Genomic DNA, 18,440 nt, shown 5'->3' with positions numbered 1-18,440 from the left:
CCCAATCAAGGCAAGGAGATCGAGATGCAGAGGTATCCGGTGGAACAAGCGGCTTTGGCCGGACTGGAAGCGGGCCTGGCGCGCCGCGAGACTGCCCGGCCGGTGGCCGAGGCGCCGCCCAAGGCAGGCGGCGTCGCATTGCACGTGCGCCAGGTGGTCAAGCGCTACGACGGCCGCGAAGTGCTGCACAACGTGGCACTGGACGTGGCGCCGGGCGAGTTCCTGGCGATCGTCGGGCGCAGCGGCTGCGGCAAGAGCACGCTGCTGCGGCTGGTGGCGGGGCTGGAGGCGGCCGATGGCGGCAGCATTGCCGTCGATGGCGAGGCCGCTGCCAGGGGCCGCGCGCGGCGGGCCGACGTGCGCGTGATGTTCCAGGACGCACGGCTGCTGCCGTGGAAGCGCGTGCTGGACAACGTAGCGCTGGGCCTGCCGCGCGCACGCCGCGGTGAGGCCGCCAACGTGCTGGCGCAGGTGGGCCTGGCCGACCGCGCCCAGGCCTGGCCCGCGCGGCTGTCCGGCGGCCAGCGCCAGCGCGTGGCCCTGGCGTGCGCGCTGGTCCACCACCCGCAACTGTTGCTGCTCGATGAACCGTTGGGCGCGCTGGATGCGCTCACACGCATCGAGATGCAGGGGCTGATCGAATCGCTGTGGCGCCGCCTTGGCTTCACGGCGCTGCTGGTCACGCACGACGTGTCCGAAGCGGTGGCGCTGGCCGACCGCATCGTGCTGATCGAGGACGGCCGCATTGCCATGGATGAACGCGTGGCGCTGGCGCGACCGCGCGAGCGCGGCGCGGCGGGATTCGCGCAGTTGGAGGCCAGGGTGTTGCAGCGGGTGATGCGCCGGTCGCCGCAGGTGCCCGGGCATGCCGGTGCGAGCGCCGCTCCCGCCGCCGCGCCCGTGCCGCTGAATGTGAGCTGGGCAACGTGAGTGCGCGCGGCGAGGCACGCGGCGCATTGCTGAAATGGCGCATATCGTCAGCACGTAATCTTCATACGCTCGCGTCCGCCGAACTCCTATCATGAGCAGGCAGGCGGACGCGCTGCAGCGGTGCGCACAGCACCCGCCAACATCCATACCAATCAGACCTTGAGGCCGAGCGGCCCGGTCAACTCAAGGATTGCCATGCCAGGCGTGCATGAACCCACGGGCGCAGCGTCTGCGCTCCAACGCTATCTGGAATCGCTGCCGCGCCAGCCGCTGGCTGACCGGCAGCTGTGGCGCGATATGCGCGGGCAGGTGCAGGGACAGTTCTTCAACTGCTCGCTGACCAGCGCGTTCGAGCCGCTGGTGACACTGGCCGACCGCCAGGTGGTGGCCCACGAAGGCGCGATCCACACCTACGCGGACGACGGCGTCGGTCTGGCGGCCTGGAAGCTGTTTGCGATGGCGGCCGACGATTACACGCTGATCTCGCTGGACCGGCTCTCGCGCCTGCTGCATGCCATCAACTACTTTGCCGCCGACGGCGAGCACAAGCTGGTGCTGAACGTGCACAACCGGCTGCTGGCGGCGGTGGCGGACGACCACGGCGCGGCCTTCCGGCGCGCGCTGCAGTCGCTGGGGCTGCCGCTGGAGCGCTTTGTGATCCAGGTGCCGGCCAGTGCCAACGACGATCTCGGGCTGCTGCTGCATGTGGTCGGCAACTATCGGCGCAATGGCTTCGCGGTAAGCCTGCAGGCCTCGGACCCGGCGGAAGCGGGTGCGCTGATGGCGCATGCGCTGCCGGACTGGCTCAAGCTCGACATGCGCCGCACCTGGACCGACCGGCAACTGTCCGGCCTGCGCGCCAGCGCGGCCAGCGCGGGCGTGACGCTGATCGGCCGGCGCCTGCAGAATGCCGAGAGCATCGAGCGCCTGCAGGCCGCGGGCATCGGCCTGGGGCAGGGCGCCTTTGCCGGCGGGCTGGTGAGCGCGGCCGGTCTGCGCGCGGACGGGCCGCGAGGGGCATCCAGGGCCGCGACCGCCAATGAACTCAGCGAGGAGCCGGTATGACGCAATCGAACAGGACCGCCGCCGGCCGCGCCACGCGGCTGGAGATTCCGCGCCACCTGCAGGTGCTGACCGTGCCCGGATTGCATGGCAGCGGCCCCGGGCACTGGCAGAGCCGCTGGGAGCAGCAGTTCCCGGACTGGCAGCGGGTGGCGCAGCATGACTGGTCGCGCCCGAGCCTGCCGCTGTGGGCCGAGCGTGTTTCCGAGGGCGTGATGCGCGCCCGGCGCGTAGCCGCGCGCGGCGCGGTGCTGGTGGCGCACAGCTTTGGCTGCCTGGCCGTGCTGCGCCAGGCAGCGCTGGACCCGGCCGGCATTGCCGGCGCGCTGCTGGTGGCACCCGCCGATCCGGACAAGTTCGGCGTGGCGGCGCTGCTGCCGACCTACCGCTTGCCGTTTCCGACCATCCTGGTGGCCAGCCGCAACGATCCCTGGATGCCACAGCGCACCGCCTTCAGCTGGGGCACGCTGTGGGGGAGCGAACTGGTCGACGTGGGCGACGTGGGCCATATCAATGCCGACTCGGGGCTCGGTGAGTGGCCTGAAGGCCTCGCGCTGCTCGATACGCTGGTCCAGCACATCGCACATGCGGGCGACGCCGGATCCATAAGTGAGCCATCCGCCGCCTGGGAGGCGGGTGTGGAAGTGGCGTCCGCTGTCCCTTATATCTAAAGCGTCTAAGAAAATTCATAAAGATTCGTTCTGTTTATAAGGGCGACTCTGCAGAATCTGTCTCGTAGGCCGGCGCAACAGGCGCCGGCGTCATAAAGAACGGCCCGCCGGGGCCTGCCATCAGGGCCCGGCGGCGCACCGCTCACAGACGAGACGACATGCCTCCATCCATTTCCCTGGCGGACACGCCGCCGCCGGACGCTCCCCGCGCGCCTGACTCGGGCGCCAGGCGCGCGCCGCGCAACCCGTCCAGGCAGCGCTTCACCGTGCTGCCCGGCTTCGGCCTGTCGCTGGGCTTCACGCTGTTCTACCTGACGCTGATCGTCCTGATCCCGCTGTCGGCCACGTTCCTGAAGACGTTCACGATGACGTGGGACGCGTTCTGGACCACGGTCACGGCGCCGCGCGTGGTGGCGTCGCTGCAGCTGAGTTTTGGCGCGTCGCTGGTGGCGGCCATCGTCAATACGGTGTTCGGGCTGGTGGTGGCCTGGGTGCTGGTGCGCTACCGCTTCCCGGGCAAGCGTTTGATCGATGCGCTGGTGGACCTGCCGTTCGCGCTGCCCACGGCGGTGGCCGGTATCGCGCTGACGGCGCTGTTTGCCGGCAACGGCTGGATCGGCCGCTACCTGGAGCCGCTTGGCATCAAGGTCGCATTCACGCCGCTGGGCGTGGTGGTGGCGCTGACCTTTATCGGCCTGCCGTTCGTGGTGCGCACGGTGCAGCCGGTGCTGGAAGACGTGGAGCAGGAACTGGAAGAAGCCGCTGCCAGCCTCGGCGCCAACCGCCTGCAGACCTTCCGGCGCGTGATTCTGCCCGCCATCCTGCCGGCGCTGCTGACCGGGTTTGCGCTGTCGTTCGCGCGCGCCACCGGCGAGTACGGCTCGGTGGTCTTTATCTCCGGCAACATGCCGATGGTGTCGGAGATCGCGCCGCTGATGATCTACTCCAAGCTGGAGCAATACGACTACGCCGGCGCCACCGCGGTGGCGGTGGTGATGCTGGTGATCTCCTTCGCGCTGCTGCTGCTGATCAACCTGCTGCAATCCTGGACGCGCCGCCATCAATCCGGTGTGCAGGCCGCGCTGGCACCTGAAGCGCCCGCCACGGGCAAGGAGTTCTGACATGGCCGGCGCAGTTGCGGGACGCCTGGGCGGGCAAGGCAACGCCAGGGGCCATCACAGGTTCGACGCCACCGGCGAGGCGCCATGGGTGCGCTGCACGCTGATCGCGGTGGCGGTGCTGTTCCTCACGCTGTTCCTGTTCGTGCCGCTGGCGTCGGTGTTTTATGAAGCCTTGCGCAAGGGCGTGCAGACCTACTGGGAAGCGCTGATCGAGCCCGACGCGCTGGCCGCGATCCAGCTCACGCTGACGGTGGCGGCGATCGCGGTGCCGCTGAACGTGGTGTTCGGCGTGGCGGCGGCCTGGGCCATCGCCAAGTTCGACTTCCGCGGCAAGAACCTGCTGATCACGCTGATCGACCTGCCGTTCTCGGTGTCGCCGGTGATCTCCGGCCTGGTCTACGTGCTGCTGTTCGGCGCGCAGGGCTGGCTGGGCCCGTGGCTGGAAGCGCACGACATCAAGATCATGTTCGCGGTGCCGGGCATCGTGCTGGCCACCATCTTCGTGACCTTTCCCTTTGTTGCCCGTGAGCTGATCCCGCTGATGCAGGCGCAGGGCAGCGAAGAGGAAGAGGCCGCGATCGTGCTGGGTGCCTCGGGCTGGCAGACCTTCCGCCATATCACGCTGCCCAATATCCGCTGGGGCCTGCTGTACGGCGTGATCCTGTGCAATGCGCGGGCGATGGGCGAGTTCGGCGCGGTGTCGGTGGTGTCGGGCCATATCCGCGGGCTGACCAACACCATGCCGCTGCATGTGGAGATCCTCTACAACGAGTACAACTTCGCGGCGGCTTTCGCGGTGGCATCGCTGCTGACGCTGCTGGCGCTGGTCACGCTGGGCATCAAGACGCTGGTGGAATTCCGCGCCCGCAGGGAAACCGAAGCGGCTGCACCCGCGCGGCCGCTGGCAAGTTTGCAAGGACAAGCATCATGAGCATCCAGGTCAAGAACGTAGAGAAGCGCTTTGGCGACTTTGTCGCGCTGGACAATGTCTCGCTCGATTTCGACGAAGGCGAGCTGACCGCGCTGCTGGGCCCGTCGGGCTGCGGCAAGACCACGCTGCTGCGCATCATCGCCGGGCTGGAGCGCGCCGACGCGGGCCAGATCGTGCTGGCCGGGCGCGATGCCTCGGACCAGCATGTGCGCCAGCGCCAGGTGGGCTTTGTGTTCCAGCACTATGCGCTGTTCAAGCATATGAGCGTGTTCGAGAACGTGGCCTTCGGCCTGCGCGTCAAGCCGCGCGCCGAGCGCCCCGGCGAAGCGCAGATCCGCGACAAGGTGCGCTCGCTGCTGGAGCTGGTGCAGCTTGACTGGCTGGCCGACCGCTACCCGTCGCAGCTTTCGGGCGGGCAGCGCCAGCGTATTGCGCTGGCGCGCGCGCTGGCGGTGGAGCCACGCGTGCTGCTGCTGGACGAACCGTTCGGCGCGCTCGACGCCAAGGTGCGCAAGGAACTGCGCCGCTGGCTGCGCCGCCTGCACGACGAGCTGCACGTGACCAGCGTGTTCGTCACCCATGACCAGGAAGAGGCGCTGGAAGTGGCCGACCAGGTGGTGCTGATGAACCGCGGCCATGTCGAACAGTACGGCTCGCCCGAGGCGGTCTACAACCATCCGGCCACTCCCTTCGTATTCGGCTTCCTCGGCAACGTGAACCTGTTCCACGGCCGGCTGGAAGTGGGCGAGACCGGCGGCCTGCTGCATACCGGCGAGGCCGTGCTGCCGGTGGTGGGCAGCGGCCATGAGACCGCCGGCGATGCGGTGGCCTATGTCCGCCCCCATGACCTCGACCTGGAACGCTATTCGCCCGGCGCCGGCGGCATCGCCGTCACGCTGCGCCGCGCACTGACGCTGGGCCCGGTGGCGCAGCTTGAACTCGAACGTGAAGATAACCGGGACGTGATTGAAGTCGCGCTGCCGCTGGAGCGCTTCCGCCATGCGGGCTTTCGCGAAGGCGAGCTGCTGGCGGTGCGCCCGCGCCAGCTGCGCGTGTTCACGCAGCCGCGCGCCAACGGTGCCAGCGGCCACGCGTCCCGCCAACAAGAAAAGGCCGCGCCATGAACTTCCAGCAACTCCGATCCATCCGCGAGGCGGTGCGCCGCCAGTTCAACCTGACCGAGGTCGCCAACGCGCTCTATACCTCGCAGCCTGGCGTGTCGCGCCAGATCCGAGAACTGGAGGAAGAGCTGGGCGTGGAGATCTTCGAGCGCTACGGCAAACGCCTGACCGGGCTGACCGAACCGGGGCGCGAGATCGTTCGCATCGTCGAACGCCTGCTGCTCGAGGCCGAGAACCTGCGCCAGGCCGGCGACGAATATGCCGGCCGCCATACCGGCCGCCTGACCGTCGCCACCACCCACACCCAGGCGCGCTATGCGCTGCCGCGCGTGGTGCAGTCGTTCCGGCGCGAGTACCCACATGTGACGCTGGCGCTGCAGGAGGCGTCGCCCAGGCATATCGTCGAGTTGCTGCTGACGGGGCAGGCCGATATCGGCATCGCCACCGAGGCACTGGCCACCGAGGCGGGGCTGACCTCGTTCGAGGCCTACAGCTGGCAGCACGTGCTGGTGGTCTCGCCCGACCATCCGCTCACGCGCCTGCCCGAGCCGACGCTCGAAGACGTGGCCGGCTTCCAGCTCATCACCTACGACGCCGGCTTCACCGGCCGCCGCAAGATCGACAGCGCCTTTGCCGAGGCCGGGCTGCAGCCCGAGATCGTGCTGACCGCGCTGGACGCCGACGTGATCAAGACCTACGCCGAGCTGGACCTGGGCGTGGGCATCATCGCCTCGATGGCCTACGACGAGCGCAAGGACTCCGGCCTGGTGCGGATCTCGGCAGACCACCTGTTCGCGCCCAACACCACCAGCGTGGCGGTGCGCCGCGGCGCCTACCTGCGCGGCTATGCGCACGCCTTCATCAACATGTTCGCGCCGCACCTGTCGCGCGATACCGTGACCAGCGCGCTGTCCGAGCAGGACCGGCAAGCCCTGGCGGCCTGATCCCCGGCGGGCGGCGCAAGCGGCACCTGCGCGCCGCCGCGCCGCGCCGTCCGCTCCCGCACGGTGCCGTTCGCGCCCCGTGCCCGCCGTTCGTCGCAAGAGACTTTCTTCACGCCGCGCCGAGGGGTACATTGCCTGCACGTGCTCGCCTGATGCCATTCGGCTGGTGCTGCACATGTGCCGCAGCGCAACAAAGTTTGCGCACGGCTGCCGGTCAGCAAGGGCCGGGCAAGGGAGAGAGACGATCATGCGCGACAACGAACCGCTGCTGCGCTGGCAGTGGCGCGGCTACGCCCGCAACCACCAGCATCCCCGCAACCTGCTGCTGCATATCGTGGCGGTGCCGATGTTCATGGCCGGCACCGTGCTGGGTCTTTATGGCCTGCTGCGCCTGAGCCTGCCGGCGGTGGCGCTGGGGCTGGTGTGCATGGGCATGTCGATGGCATTGCAGGGCCGCGGCCACAGGCTGGAGGCCCGCGCCCCGGAACCCTTCGCGGGGCCGGCGGACATCGCCGGCCGCATCCTGGCCGAGCAGTGGATCACGTTCCCCCGTTACGTGCTGTCCGGGCAGTGGTGGCGCGCGTTCGCCGGCGGGCCAGCGGCGCCCGGCGAGCCGACCGGGAAGGCTGGCTGACGCGTCCGGTGTTACGTTACAGCACCTCTCCGTATTGCGCGAGGCTCAAGCCCCGCTAACATGAACGCCATGGACCGCTGCCGCTCACACGTCGCCACCGCCATCCCCTCCCGGCTCAACATCCTCGGGCGCGACCTGCTGTTCGTGCTGTGCATGAACTCGGTGATCGCCATCAGCCTGAACTACGGCTTCCAGACCGGCGGCAGCCTGTGGCACAACTTTGTCTACAGCCAGCTGATCGGCCTGTCGATCTGGGTGCTGATCGACATCCCGCGCGTGGTGATCTGGTGGAACGACCGGCCGCGCCGCTGGCCCTTCCTGCTGCTGGCCGCCGCCGCGGTGCCTGCGGGCGTGGTATTCGGCAGCTGGGCCACGCGCGTGGCGCTGGACCTGCCGCCCAAATCGGCGGACGAAGTCGGCGGCATGCTGCGCATGTGCCTGGTGGTAGGCATGCTGGCCGCGGCCTCGATGATTTATTTCTATTGGTCGCGTGAAAAGCTGGCGTCGCTGGAACGCCAGGCCGCGCTGGACGCCCTGCAGCGCGAGGAAGCCGAAAAGCAGCTGGTGCGCGCGCAGCTGATGGCACTGCAGGCGCAGATCGAGCCGCACTTCCTGTTCAACTCGCTGGCCAACCTGGACGGGCTGATTGCCACCGACCCGCCCGCCGCGCGCCAGCTGCTGCAGCGCCTGATCGGCTTCCTGCGCATGTCGCTGGCGCATACCCGCGCCGAGCAATGCACGCTGCGGCAGGAGTTCGAGCTGCTGCGCAGCTACCTGGACATCCAGGGCATGCGCTTCGGCCAGCGGCTCTCGTTCGACATCGACCTGCCGCGCGAACTAGCGAAGGTGGAGATCCCGCCCATGCTGATCCAGCCGCTGGTGGAGAACGCGGTCACGCACGGCATCGAGCCCTGCATGATCGGCGGCCATATCCGGCTGTCGGCGCGCGCGGCCGGCGACGATGCAGTGCAGGTCATCATCGCCGATACCGGCGTGGGCTTCGGCCATGCCGTGGGCAAGGGCTCGGGCCTGGGCATCACGCACGTGCGCGAGCGGCTGGCCCGCATCTTCGGTGCGGCGGCCACCATGCAGATGGAAGAGAACACGCCGCGCGGCGTGGTGGTGCGGCTGACGCTGCCGCTGGAGCGGCTCGCCGAGGCGCCCACCGTCACCCAGACAACCACCACTGGCGTGCCGGAGGGCATGCCGATATCGACACCGGCCATGCAACGGCCCTGAGGCACACTGCCTGCCATTACCCCTGACAAGAAGAGCTGGAGGCATCGCCCATGGCGGTGCCGCCCGCAGCGCCAGGAACCTGCCACCGCCCCCACGCCCCCATGACCCCGACCCTGCTGATTGCCGACGACGAAGCGCTGCTGGCGCGCGTGCTGGAATCCGAACTGAAGTCGCTGTGGCCCGAGGCCCGTATCGTTTCCGTGGTCCACGACGGCGTGGCCGCGCTCGCGGCGGCGCGCGAGCAACAGCCGCGCGTGGCCTTCCTGGATATCCGCATGCCGGGCATGAGCGGCATGGACGTGGCGCGCGAGCTGATCGAATTCGACACCCCGCCGCTGGTGGTCTTCGTCACCGCCTACGACCAGTTTGCATTGGAGGCGTTTGAGCGCGCCGCCGTGGATTACGTGCTCAAGCCGGTGCAGCGCGAACGGCTGGAGGCGACGGTCCAGCGCCTGAAGGACCGGCTGGCCGGCCCCGCCGACGAGGAAGACACCGAATCCGAAGCCTCGATCGCGGATACCGACCGGCTAGGCCAGCTGCTGGCGCGCCTGGAATCGCTGGAGAACGCCGCGCCAGGCACGGCCGGCGGCCCGCAGCGGCAGTACCTGCGCTTTATCAAGGCGCTGGTGGGGCAGGAGGTGCGCATCATCCCCGTGGACGAAGTCATCTACCTGGAAGCCACCGACAAGTACGTCAATGTGGTCTCCGGCACCGGTGAGGCGCTGATCCGCACCAGCCTGCGCGAACTGACGCAGCAGCTGGACCCGGAGCGCTTCTGGCAGGTCCACCGCGGCACCGTGGTCAACATCACCTGCGTGGCCAGCGCGGTCAACCAGTCGCTGGGCCGGCTGTCGCTGCGGCTGCGCGACCGCCCCGAACTGCTGCCGGTGGCGCGCCAGTACGCGCACCTGTTCAAGCAGATGTGAGGCACGCCAGCGGGCGACGTGGCCGCCACCTGGCTGCAGGGAGCAGGGGTTTTCCTCTATGATGCGGACTTCGGCCCGTATTTTCCTTGGGGCTGTTCCCTTCTGCCCTGCATAGCCCCTGCCGCCAGCGCCATGTCCACCGCCGCACTCGATCCCACGCGCAATCCCCTTCGTCATGATGCCCAGGTGATCGGCCTGGTCGGGCTGGCCCACGGGGTCTCCCACTTCTACCACCTGTTGCTGGCGCCGCTGTTCCCGTGGATCAAGGCGGAATTCGGCCTGAGCTATGCCGAACTGGGCCTGCTGATGACTGTGTTCTTCGCGGTCTCGGCGGTGGTGCAGACCGCGTCCGGTTTTGTGGTCGACCGCTTCGGCGCGCGGCCGGTGTTGTTCGGCGGGCTGGCCTTCCTGGGCGCCGCGGCCTTGCTGCTGTCGACCAGTACCGGCTACGCCGCGCTGCTGTTCGGCGCGGCCGTGGCGGGGTTGGGCAACGGCGTGTTCCATCCGGCCGACTTCACGCTGCTGAACAAGCATGTGTCGCAGCCGCGCCTGGGCCATGCGTTCTCGGTGCACGGCATTTCCGGCAACCTGGGCTGGGCCGCGGCGCCGCTGTTCCTAGTGGCGATCGCCAACCTGGCCAGCTGGCGCGTGGCGCTGGCGGCGGCCTCGGCGGTGGCCTTTGTCGTGCTGGCCGTGCTGGTGGTGCTGCGCCACGTGCTGGACCCGCGCGAACTGCAGGGCGCCGTGGGCCGGCCCGCGGCCAAGGCTGCGGGCGCGGGCGGCAGCCTGCTTGGCTTCCTGCGCCTGCCGCAGGTATGGGTGTGCTGGGCCTTCTTCCTGCTGACCACGTTCTCCGCCGCCGGCATCCAGAGCTTTGCGCCGACCGCGCTCACCTACCTGTACGGCATGCCTTTCACGCTGGCTACCGCGTCGTACACCATCTACATGCTGTGCAGCGCCGGCGGCATGGTCGTCGGCGGTTTTGCCGCCAGCCGCACCAGCAACCATGACCGGCTGATCGCGGTGAGCTTCACCATATCGGGACTGATGGCGGTGCTGGTCGGGCTGAACCTGGTGCCGGCGCTGCTGGTGCCGGTGCTGATGGGCGTGATTGGCTTTGGCGCCGGTACCGCCGGGCCGTCGCGCGACCTGCTGGTGCGGGCCGCCGCGCCCGCCGGCGCTACCGGGCGTGTCTATGGCGTGGTCTACTCGGGCCTGGATATCGGCCTGGCCTGCGGCCCGCTGTTCTTCGGCGCGCTGATGGATGCAAAGCTGCCGGCCTGGGTGTTCTTCATGATCGGCGGCTTCCAGCTGCTGTCGATCTTTACCGCGGTGACCGTGGGCAACGGCAACCGCTCGCGCCGCGGCGCGGCGGCGGGCCGGGCGGAGGCCGCCTAGCCCGCCTGGTTCCCCTGGCCCTGGCAGGGATGCCTGGCCACCGCTTTCCGAATTCGATTGCTCGAGGATGCTTTCATGTCTATGACGCCGGCCAACGCCACCCAGCCTGACGATTCCGAACACGGCACCCCGCTGCCGGGCGGCCATATCCTGGTCGATGCACTGCTGGCGCACGGCGCTGAACTGGCCTTCGGCGTGCCGGGCGAAAGCTACCTGGCCGTGCTCGACGGCTTCCACCGCCGTCGCGGCCAGATGCGCTTCATCGTCTGCCGCCAGGAGGGCGGGGCGGCCGTGATGGCCGAGGCCTACGGCAAGCTGACCGGCCGCCCCGGGCTGGCCTTCTGCACGCGCGGGCCGGGCGCCACCAATGCCAGCATCGGCGTGCACACCGCCTTCCAGGACTCGACGCCGATGATCCTGTTCATCGGCCAGGTCGGCACCGACTTCATGGACCGCGAGGCCTTCCAGGAAATCGACTACCGCCGCATGTTCGGCCAGATGGCCAAGTGGGTGGCGCAGATCGACCGGGTCGAACGCATCCCCGAATATATTGCCCGTGCCTACCAGACCGCCACCTCGGGCCGTCCGGGCCCGGTGGTGCTGGCGCTGCCCGAAGACATGCTGGCACAGACCGCGGTAGTGCCGCAGCTGCAGGCCTACCAGCGCGTCATGAGCTGGCCGGGCGAGTCCGACCTGGCGCGGCTGGCCGAAATGCTCAACGCCGCCGAGCGCCCCTTTGTGCTGGCCGGCGGCAGCGGCTGGACACCGCAGGCCTGCGCGGACTTGCAGTCCTTTGCCGAGCGCTTCGCGCTGCCGGTGGGCTGCGCCTTTCGCGGCCAGGACCTGTTCGACAACCGCCATCCCAACTACGCCGGCGATGTCGGCATCGGCATCAACCCGGCGCTGGCCGAGCGCGTCCGCAACGCCGACCTGGTCCTGGCCATCGGCCCGCGGCTGGGTGAGATGACGACCGGCGGCTACGCGCTGATCGCCGCGCCGCGGCCCGCGCAAAAGCTGATCCACGTGCACGCCGGCGCCGAGGAGCTGGGCAGCGTCTACCAGGCCGACCTGATGATCCAGGCATCGATGCCGGCCATCGCCGCGCGCCTGGCCGGCCTGCAGCCCGTCGCCGCGCCGCGCTGGCAGGCGTGGACTGCCGCCGCGCGTGCCGACTACGAACGCTACCTGCAGCCGCCCCTGTTCACGGGGCAGGGCGTCGACATGGCCGAGGTCATCCGCACGCTGGACCAGATGCTGCCGGCCGATGCGGTCGTGACCAATGGCGCCGGCAACTATGCCAGCTGGCTGCACCGCTATTTCCACTATCGCCCGTTCACCAGCGGCGGCCGCGGCCAGCTGGCGCCGACCAGCGGCGCCATGGGCTACGGCGTGCCGGCCGCGGTCGGCGCCAAGATCGCGTTCCCGCAACGCACCGTGGTGGCGCTGGCCGGTGACGGCTGCTTCCTGATGAATGGACAGGAACTTGCTACGTCGATGCAATACCAGGCGCCGGTGATCTTTATCGTCGTCAATAACGGCATGTACGGCACCATCCGGATGCACCAGGAACGCGAATACCCGACCCATGTATCGGGCACCGAGCTGCACAACCCCGACTTTGCCGCGCTGGCGCGCGCCTATGGTGCGCGCGGCGCCTCCGTGACCACGACCGAAGCCTTTGCTCCCGCATTGCGCGAGGCCCTGGCCGCGCCGGTGTCGACGCTGATCGAGATCCAGGTCGACCCGGACCTGATCACGCCGCGCACCACGCTGAGCGCGATCCGCGCGCAGGCGCTGGCCAGCCGGCAACAGTGAAGCCGCGCGGCCGGACCGGATTCTTTCTTATCTGTCAGGAGACTATCGATGAAGCCCGTCACCACCGACCTGTGCGATGCGCATGAAGACCGCCTTGCCGACGGCACCCTGCGCGTGATGGCGCCGGTGTTCCGCGCCTTCGGCAAGCAGGGCGCCTTTGCCGGCCCCGCCGCCACGCTCAAGGTGTTCGAAGACAACTCGCTGGTGCGTGCCGCGCTGGAAGCGCCGGGCCAGGGCCGCGTGCTGGTGATCGACGGCGGCGGCTCGCTGCGCTGCGCGCTGGTGGGCGGCAACCTTGGCCTGCTGGCCGAGAAGAGCGGCTGGGTCGGCATCGTCGTCAACGGCTGCATCCGCGATACCGCCGAACTGGACGTGTGCGACATCGGCATCCGCGCGCTGGCCGTGCATCCGCAGAAAAGCCAGAAGCGCAACGTGGGCGAGAGCGACGTCGCCGTGCAGATGCCCGGCGCTGTCGTGCGCCCGGGCAACTGGATCTACGTCGACGCCGACGGCGTGCTGGTCTCGGACGAAAAGCTGGAGGGCTGACGATGCCGCGCGTCTTTGTCTACGGCACGCTGCGTGCCGGTGAGGTCAACGACCTGAACGCCGCCGCCCAGCGCCACGGCATTGCCGCGCCCACATTGTTGGGCACGGGGACGGTGGCGGGCAGGCTCTATGACTTCGGCACTTATCCGGGCCTGGTGCTGGATGCCGGGAGCGGGAAGGTCGTGGGCGATATCTACGAGATTCCTGACGCGCTGTTGCCGGTACTGGACGAGATCGAGGAGGTCTATCCCGGCCAGGCTTCGTTGTTCGTGCGCGAGGAACAGGCGGTGCTGCACAACGGCCAGCCGGTCGCCTGCCTGCTGTATCCGGTGGCCGAATCCGCGGTGGCGACGCTGCCGCGGATTTACAGTGGTGACTGGGTGGCCTATCGGCGCGCGCGCGGTACGGCTGTGGCCTGAACTGGATCGTCTTCCGTTGTGGAAGACGGTTCTCTGACTACTCCTTTGGCCGATCTTGCACTGTGCCGAAATTTGGCCGCTTTTCTTCCTCGCGTGCAATAGCAACGGCATCTCGCAGATTGGCTTTTAGCATTTCCAAGCCACCTACATAGCCACCGAGCGCGTTTGTGGCCCGATCTTCAATCTCATCTGCAGAGGTCAACCCGGCGTTCACCAGAGCGCGGATATCCTCTCGGTCATTGTCAGCAAGCCTGGCAATCTTGCTGACGGCAAGATCGGTCGGCGAGAGCACCTGCACCCGGATTTGCTCGAGGCCCAGATCCACGGCGATCGAGTCCTCCTGGTAATCCTCATGCATCAGCGCAAAAGTCGGGTTGTAGTTTGTGTCCAGGTAGATGACCTGCGGTGTTCCGTCTTCCAATTCCACTTCGACCAGCAGGTCCTGCGGCAGAATGACTCGGCCGGCAAACTCGGCGTCAACATCTGTCGTGACGCGGTTTGCGGTGTAGAGATGCACGGCCATCCCGCCGGCAAGATAGACGGTCAATGGCTTTCGTAGCGATAGCCGCCGTTCCAGTTGCGTGAGTAATTCGCGAAGGCCTTCGGCTAGCGCTGTGTGGGTGTGGAAGTGCGGTTCTGAGGACATGTCACCGGGGACGAAGCTGCATAGTAAGCATGTCACGCAGCCGTGGCAGGCCCAGGATCCAACCCTTTCGCACGACATCTGCGCTGGGTACGCGCTCGCCCGGATGCAGCCGGAAATATCGGTCGCTCGCAAGCATCAAGCGGGCTGACTCAGCGGGAAAACGCGACTGCAAGACCATCGCGGCCAGACGAAAGACATTGGCTTCACGTTGATCATGGGCATCTGAATGCTCGTCTCGCGCGGCCGCTGTGCAGCGGTCGAGCAAGTCTTGCTCGTTATCCCTCGAATTCATAAACGTGCTCCCAATGCGGCGCGCCAGTGTGCACTCCTATTCAACTTTAACGGTTTCTAGTCAGCTGCTCAAATACACACTTGAGTCTCTTGCGGCACTTGAACTTGTTCCGCGCTGACTTCGCCCTGCTTGTTTCAAACAGACGGCGCCCATTCGCGGCGCCGTTTGCTTTTGCGTAGCATGGCTAACGATGACATCGACCAATGGAATCGACGGCCATGAATGCTCCGCAATCCCCGCAGCCGCAGCTTCTTCCGCAGCAGTTCTTTATTGATGCCGGCGAGGTGCGGCTGTCCGCCACCAGTTGGGGCGAGCCGGGCCCCGCGCGGCCTACAGTCGTTCTGGTGCACGGCTACCCCGACAACAGCGAGGTCTGGCACGGCGTGGCGGCGCAACTGGCGGGGCGCTTCCGTGTGGTGGCCTATGACGTGCGCGGAGCAGGACACTCGACCGCGCCGGGCGCGACCAGCGCTTACCGGCTGCAGAAGCTGGCCGACGACTTTATCGCCGTGATCGACGCTGTCTCGCGGCAGCGCCCCGTGCACCTGGTCGGACACGACTGGGGTTCGATCCAGGGCTGGGAATTCGTCACCGATGCGCGGCTGCGGGGGCGCATCGCCTCATTTACCTCGTGCTCCGGCCCATGCCTGGACCACGCCGCGATAGGCCTGCGCGAGCTGCGTGGGCAGCGCTCGCTGCCGGCGTTGGGCAAGACGCTGCGGCAACTGGCGGCATCCTGGTACATCGGGGCCTTCCACCTGCCATGGCTCCCGGAACTGACTTGGCGGCTGTGGCTGGGCCGGACCTGGCCGCGCTACCTGCGGCTGACCGAGGGCTTGTATGCTGGCCCCAGCGCCACGCAAACCGCCGACGGTTGCCACGGCGTGCGCTTGTACCGGGCCAACTTCCTGCCGGTGCTGCGCGCACCGCGCCAGCGTCATGCCCATGCCCCGGTGCAGGTGATCGTGCCGCTGCATGACCGTTATGTGAAGCCTGCGCTGACGGAAGACCTGCAACGCTGGACCACTCAGCTCTGGCGCCGGACCGTGCCAGCGCACCATTGGCTGCCGTTGGCCGATGCGCCAGGGTTTGCGGCCATGGTCCGGGAATTTATCGAGCATATGGAAGGGCAGCCGGCCTCAACGACGCTGCTTGCCGCGCGCGTCCAATAGCGGCCACAGCGCATCCTGCTCATTTTCACAATGTGGAAAGTGGTTTTGGACCGCAAAAATTCATGGTTTGCGTAGCACAACGTCATTTCTCATGATGGAATATCGTGTCCCATATCGTAAAAAAATATTTTTAAGCTATTGAATTTTAACAAGAAAAAATATGTGTGGTAGCCATCGATCAGGGTTGCTGCAACGCGGGACGGTTCCCTAAACTCTTATATAAGACACATGACATGAGGCGCGAAAAACAGCGGCCCACACAGCAGCACCGCGACGCAGCCCAGGCCAGGTGATCAAGAAATTCTCTGCCATCGCGCAATCATCAGGAGAGTGACCATGAACCGCCAAGAACAGATCCAGGCCCTGCAGAAAGACTGGGATACCAATCCCCGCTGGAAGGGGATCAAGCGCAACTTCACCGCCGAAGACGTGGTGCGCCTGCGTGGTTCGGTCCAGGTCGAGCACACCCTGGCACGCCGCGGCTCCGAAAAGCTGTGGAACCTGCTGCACACCGAGCCGTTCGTCAACTCGCTGGGCGCGCTGACCGGCAACCAGGCCATGCAGCAAGTGAAGGCCGGCCTGAAGGCCATCTACCTGTCGGGCTGGCAAGTCGCGGGCGACGCCAACCTGGCCGGTGAAATGTACCCCGACCAGTCGCTGTACCCGGCCAACTCGGTGCCGCAAGTGGTCAAGCGCATCAACAACACCTTCCAGCGCGCCGACCAGATCCAGTGGAGCGAAGGCAAGGGCGACACCGACTACTTCGCCCCCATCGTGGCTGACGCAGAAGCCGGCTTCGGCGGCGTGCTGAACGCTTTCGAACTGATGAAGTCCATGATCGAAGCGGGCGCCGCCGGCGTGCACTTCGAAGACCAGCTGGCATCGGTGAAGAAGTGCGGCCACATGGGTGGCAAGGTGCTGGTGCCGACCCGCGAAGCCGTCGCCAAGCTGACCGCCGCCCGCCTGGCAGCCGACGTGTCCGGCGTGCCGACCCTGGTGATCGCCCGTACCGATGCCGAAGCCGCTGACCTGCTGACCTCGGACGTGGACGACAACGACAAGCCGTTCTGCACCGGCGAGCGCACCGTGGAAGGCTTCTACCGTGTCCGCAACGGCCTGGAGCAGTCGATCTCGCGCGCCCTGGCCTACGCTGAAGTAGCCGACCTGGTGTGGTGCGAAACCGGCAAGCCGGACCTCGAGTTCGCCAAGAAGTTTGCCGAAGCCGTGCACGCCAGGTTCCCGGGCAAGATGCTCGCCTACAACTGCTCGCCGTCGTTCAACTGGAAGAAGAACCTGGACGACGCGACCATCGCCAAGTTCCAGAGGGAACTGGGTGCCATGGGCTACAAGTTCCAGTTCATCACGCTGGCCGGCTTCCACTCGCTGAACTACTCGATGTTCAACCTGGCCTACGGCTACGCCCGCAACCAGATGAGCGCGTTCGTGGAACTGCAGGAAGCTGAATTCAAGGCAGCCGAGAAGGGCTTCACCGCGGTCAAGCACCAGCGCGAAGTCGGCACCGGCTACTTCGACGCCGTGACCCAGACCATCGAAGGCGGCCAGTCGTCGACGACCGCACTGAAGGGTTCGACCGAAGACGAGCAGTTCTTCGAAGACAAGAAAGTGGCCTGACTCTCCTGGTCACCCCCGCCGGAACGTGGGTCCGGCGGTCAAGGAAGGCGTGCGACCATCACGCCTTCTGATTTAGGCGCCGCGCCGTTCTCTCTCAGGGACGGCGCGGATTTTTCATTGCATGATGAATCCAGTGCCGATAAAGGTATCCAGATGCTGCCGACTCGGGTATATTGCGCCCCGCGGGGTGGAGCAGTTGGCAGCTCGTCGGGCTCATAACCCGAAGGTCGCAGGTTCAAGTCCTGCCCCCGCAACCAGATTCCGAAAGCCCGCCCGGTTCGTGCCGCGCGGGCTCGCACCCAGGCTCGGAAAACCGCGCCGAGCATATCGAGCAGCGCATCAGCAAGGCTTCGTAAGCGGCCTGCGCAAGCAAAAAGCCGCCCGCACCGGTCCTGCCGGTGCGGGCGGTTTTGCTTTGGCGCGGTGCGCCGCGGTTCAGCGGTAGACGATCACCGGAATGTCGGTATGCGTCAGCACTTTCTGCGTCTCGCTGCCCAGCAGCAGGCCGGACAGCCCGCGCCGCCCGTGCGAGGCCATGAAGATCACGTCGCAGCCATGGCGCTCGGCCGCGTCGATGATGCCCAGGTAGGGCACGGCAAAGGTCGACATGTCGGTGTCGAAGGTCACACCGGCCGCCGCGGCCAGGTTCTCGATTTCCTTCAGGTAAAGCTTGGCCTGGTTCTCGATGCGGTCCTTGAAGGCCTGCGGGGCCTCGACCACGATCTCGCTGAACGGGGTGTAGGGATACTCTTCCAGGCAGACATAGGCCGTGACGCGCGCGCCGATGGTCTTGGCGAGCTCCAGCCCGCCGTTGATGGCCTTCTTGGAAAGTTCCGAGCCGTCGGTGGGTAGCAAGATGTGTTGGAACATGCGGGGCTCCTTTTCTGACTAGGGATCGGGGCAGGGCGGCCTGTTGGCATCGGGGACGCCAAGGCATCGGG

18 protein-coding genes and 1 tRNA gene are annotated in these 18,440 nt (G+C 67.2%); 17 read left to right on the top strand and 2 right to left on the bottom strand.

Features of this window, described 5'->3' with window-relative positions; genetic code table 11:
- The first annotated feature begins 24 nt into the window (after positions 1 to 24).
- From ACREYQ_RS09370 to ACREYQ_RS09305, 14 genes are all read left to right on the top strand, one after another.
- Positions 25 to 930 carry an ATP-binding cassette domain-containing protein gene (locus tag ACREYQ_RS09370; RefSeq protein WP_432257374.1) on the top strand — a complete coding sequence of 302 codons (906 nt, stop codon included), beginning with the start codon at positions 25 to 27 and terminating at the stop codon, positions 928 to 930.
- 195 nt (positions 931 to 1,125) lie between these two features.
- Positions 1,126 to 1,995 carry an EAL domain-containing protein gene (locus ACREYQ_RS09365; RefSeq protein ID WP_432257373.1) on the top strand — a complete coding sequence of 290 codons (870 nt, stop codon included), beginning with the start codon at positions 1,126 to 1,128 and terminating at the stop codon, positions 1,993 to 1,995.
- Positions 1,992 to 2,663 carry an RBBP9/YdeN family alpha/beta hydrolase gene (locus tag ACREYQ_RS09360; protein WP_432257372.1) on the top strand — a complete coding sequence of 224 codons (672 nt, stop codon included), beginning with the start codon at positions 1,992 to 1,994 and terminating at the stop codon, positions 2,661 to 2,663. Before ACREYQ_RS09365 ends, ACREYQ_RS09360 begins: the two co-directional genes overlap by 4 nt.
- Positions 2,664 to 2,821: 158 nt before the next feature.
- On the top strand, positions 2,822 to 3,784 hold the full coding sequence (gene cysT, locus ACREYQ_RS09355) for a sulfate ABC transporter permease subunit CysT (protein ID WP_432257371.1): 963 nt from the start codon (positions 2,822 to 2,824) through the stop codon (positions 3,782 to 3,784).
- Between the two features lies 1 nt (position 3,785).
- A complete protein-coding gene (gene cysW, locus ACREYQ_RS09350; RefSeq protein ID WP_432257370.1) occupies positions 3,786 to 4,715 on the top strand; it encodes a sulfate ABC transporter permease subunit CysW in 930 nt (309 codons plus the stop codon).
- Positions 4,712 to 5,839 (top strand): sulfate/molybdate ABC transporter ATP-binding protein, encoded by a 1,128-nt coding sequence (locus ACREYQ_RS09345; RefSeq protein ID WP_432257369.1) that lies wholly within the window; start codon positions 4,712 to 4,714, stop codon positions 5,837 to 5,839. The genes cysW and ACREYQ_RS09345 overlap by 4 nt, the downstream gene beginning before the upstream one ends.
- On the top strand, positions 5,836 to 6,780 hold the full coding sequence (locus tag ACREYQ_RS09340) for a CysB family HTH-type transcriptional regulator (RefSeq protein WP_432257368.1): 945 nt from the start codon (positions 5,836 to 5,838) through the stop codon (positions 6,778 to 6,780). Before ACREYQ_RS09345 ends, ACREYQ_RS09340 begins: the two co-directional genes overlap by 4 nt.
- Before the next feature lie 247 nt (positions 6,781 to 7,027).
- Positions 7,028 to 7,414, top strand: a complete 387-nt coding sequence (locus tag ACREYQ_RS09335; protein WP_432257367.1) for a terminase — start codon at positions 7,028 to 7,030, stop codon at positions 7,412 to 7,414.
- Between the two features lie 60 nt (positions 7,415 to 7,474).
- Positions 7,475 to 8,653 carry a sensor histidine kinase gene (locus ACREYQ_RS09330; protein WP_432257366.1) on the top strand — a complete coding sequence of 393 codons (1,179 nt, stop codon included), beginning with the start codon at positions 7,475 to 7,477 and terminating at the stop codon, positions 8,651 to 8,653.
- A gap of 101 nt (positions 8,654 to 8,754) precedes the next feature.
- Positions 8,755 to 9,579 carry a LytR/AlgR family response regulator transcription factor gene (locus tag ACREYQ_RS09325; protein WP_432257365.1) on the top strand — a complete coding sequence of 275 codons (825 nt, stop codon included), beginning with the start codon at positions 8,755 to 8,757 and terminating at the stop codon, positions 9,577 to 9,579.
- 132 nt (positions 9,580 to 9,711) lie between these two features.
- Entirely contained in the window at positions 9,712 to 10,977 is a 1,266-nt protein-coding gene (locus tag ACREYQ_RS09320; protein WP_432257364.1) for an MFS transporter, read from the top strand.
- A 75-nt stretch (positions 10,978 to 11,052) separates the two neighbouring features.
- Positions 11,053 to 12,792, top strand: coding sequence for a thiamine pyrophosphate-binding protein (locus ACREYQ_RS09315; RefSeq protein ID WP_432257363.1), 1,740 nt, complete (start codon positions 11,053 to 11,055; stop codon positions 12,790 to 12,792).
- 48 nt (positions 12,793 to 12,840) lie between these two features.
- Complete coding sequence (gene rraA / locus ACREYQ_RS09310; RefSeq protein WP_432257362.1) at positions 12,841 to 13,338, top strand: ribonuclease E activity regulator RraA; 498 nt, start codon at positions 12,841 to 12,843, stop codon at positions 13,336 to 13,338.
- A 2-nt stretch (positions 13,339 to 13,340) separates the two neighbouring features.
- Positions 13,341 to 13,757, top strand: coding sequence for a gamma-glutamylcyclotransferase family protein (locus tag ACREYQ_RS09305; protein ID WP_432257361.1), 417 nt, complete (start codon positions 13,341 to 13,343; stop codon positions 13,755 to 13,757).
- Between the two features lie 37 nt (positions 13,758 to 13,794).
- On the opposite strand, the gene ACREYQ_RS09300 is transcribed toward ACREYQ_RS09305, so the two are convergent.
- Positions 13,795 to 14,403, bottom strand: coding sequence for a DUF6036 family nucleotidyltransferase (locus tag ACREYQ_RS09300; RefSeq protein WP_432257360.1), 609 nt, complete (start codon positions 14,401 to 14,403; stop codon positions 13,795 to 13,797).
- 510 nt (positions 14,404 to 14,913) lie between these two features.
- Between ACREYQ_RS09300 and ACREYQ_RS09295 the strand changes: the two genes are divergently transcribed.
- From ACREYQ_RS09295 to ACREYQ_RS09285, 3 genes are all read left to right on the top strand, one after another.
- The gene (locus ACREYQ_RS09295; protein ID WP_432257359.1) at positions 14,914 to 15,867 is read left to right on the top strand and encodes an alpha/beta fold hydrolase; all 954 of its coding nucleotides are present in this window, start codon (positions 14,914 to 14,916) and stop codon (positions 15,865 to 15,867) included.
- 336 nt (positions 15,868 to 16,203) lie between these two features.
- Positions 16,204 to 17,499, top strand: coding sequence for an isocitrate lyase (gene aceA, locus ACREYQ_RS09290; RefSeq protein WP_432257358.1), 1,296 nt, complete (start codon positions 16,204 to 16,206; stop codon positions 17,497 to 17,499).
- A 181-nt stretch (positions 17,500 to 17,680) separates the two neighbouring features.
- A tRNA-Met gene (locus ACREYQ_RS09285) sits at positions 17,681 to 17,756 on the top strand.
- A gap of 178 nt (positions 17,757 to 17,934) precedes the next feature.
- Here the strand turns inward: ACREYQ_RS09285 and ACREYQ_RS09280 are convergent.
- Positions 17,935 to 18,369 carry a universal stress protein gene (locus ACREYQ_RS09280; protein WP_432257357.1) on the bottom strand — a complete coding sequence of 145 codons (435 nt, stop codon included), beginning with the start codon at positions 18,367 to 18,369 and terminating at the stop codon, positions 17,935 to 17,937.
- Positions 18,370 to 18,440: the final 71 nt, after the last annotated feature.

This window comes from Cupriavidus sp. TMH.W2 (assembly GCF_050847365.1).
Taxonomy (GTDB): Bacteria; Pseudomonadota; Gammaproteobacteria; order Burkholderiales; family Burkholderiaceae; genus Cupriavidus.
Note: the sequence above shows the minus strand (reverse complement) of the source record. Positions and strands in the feature narration are given on the sequence as shown.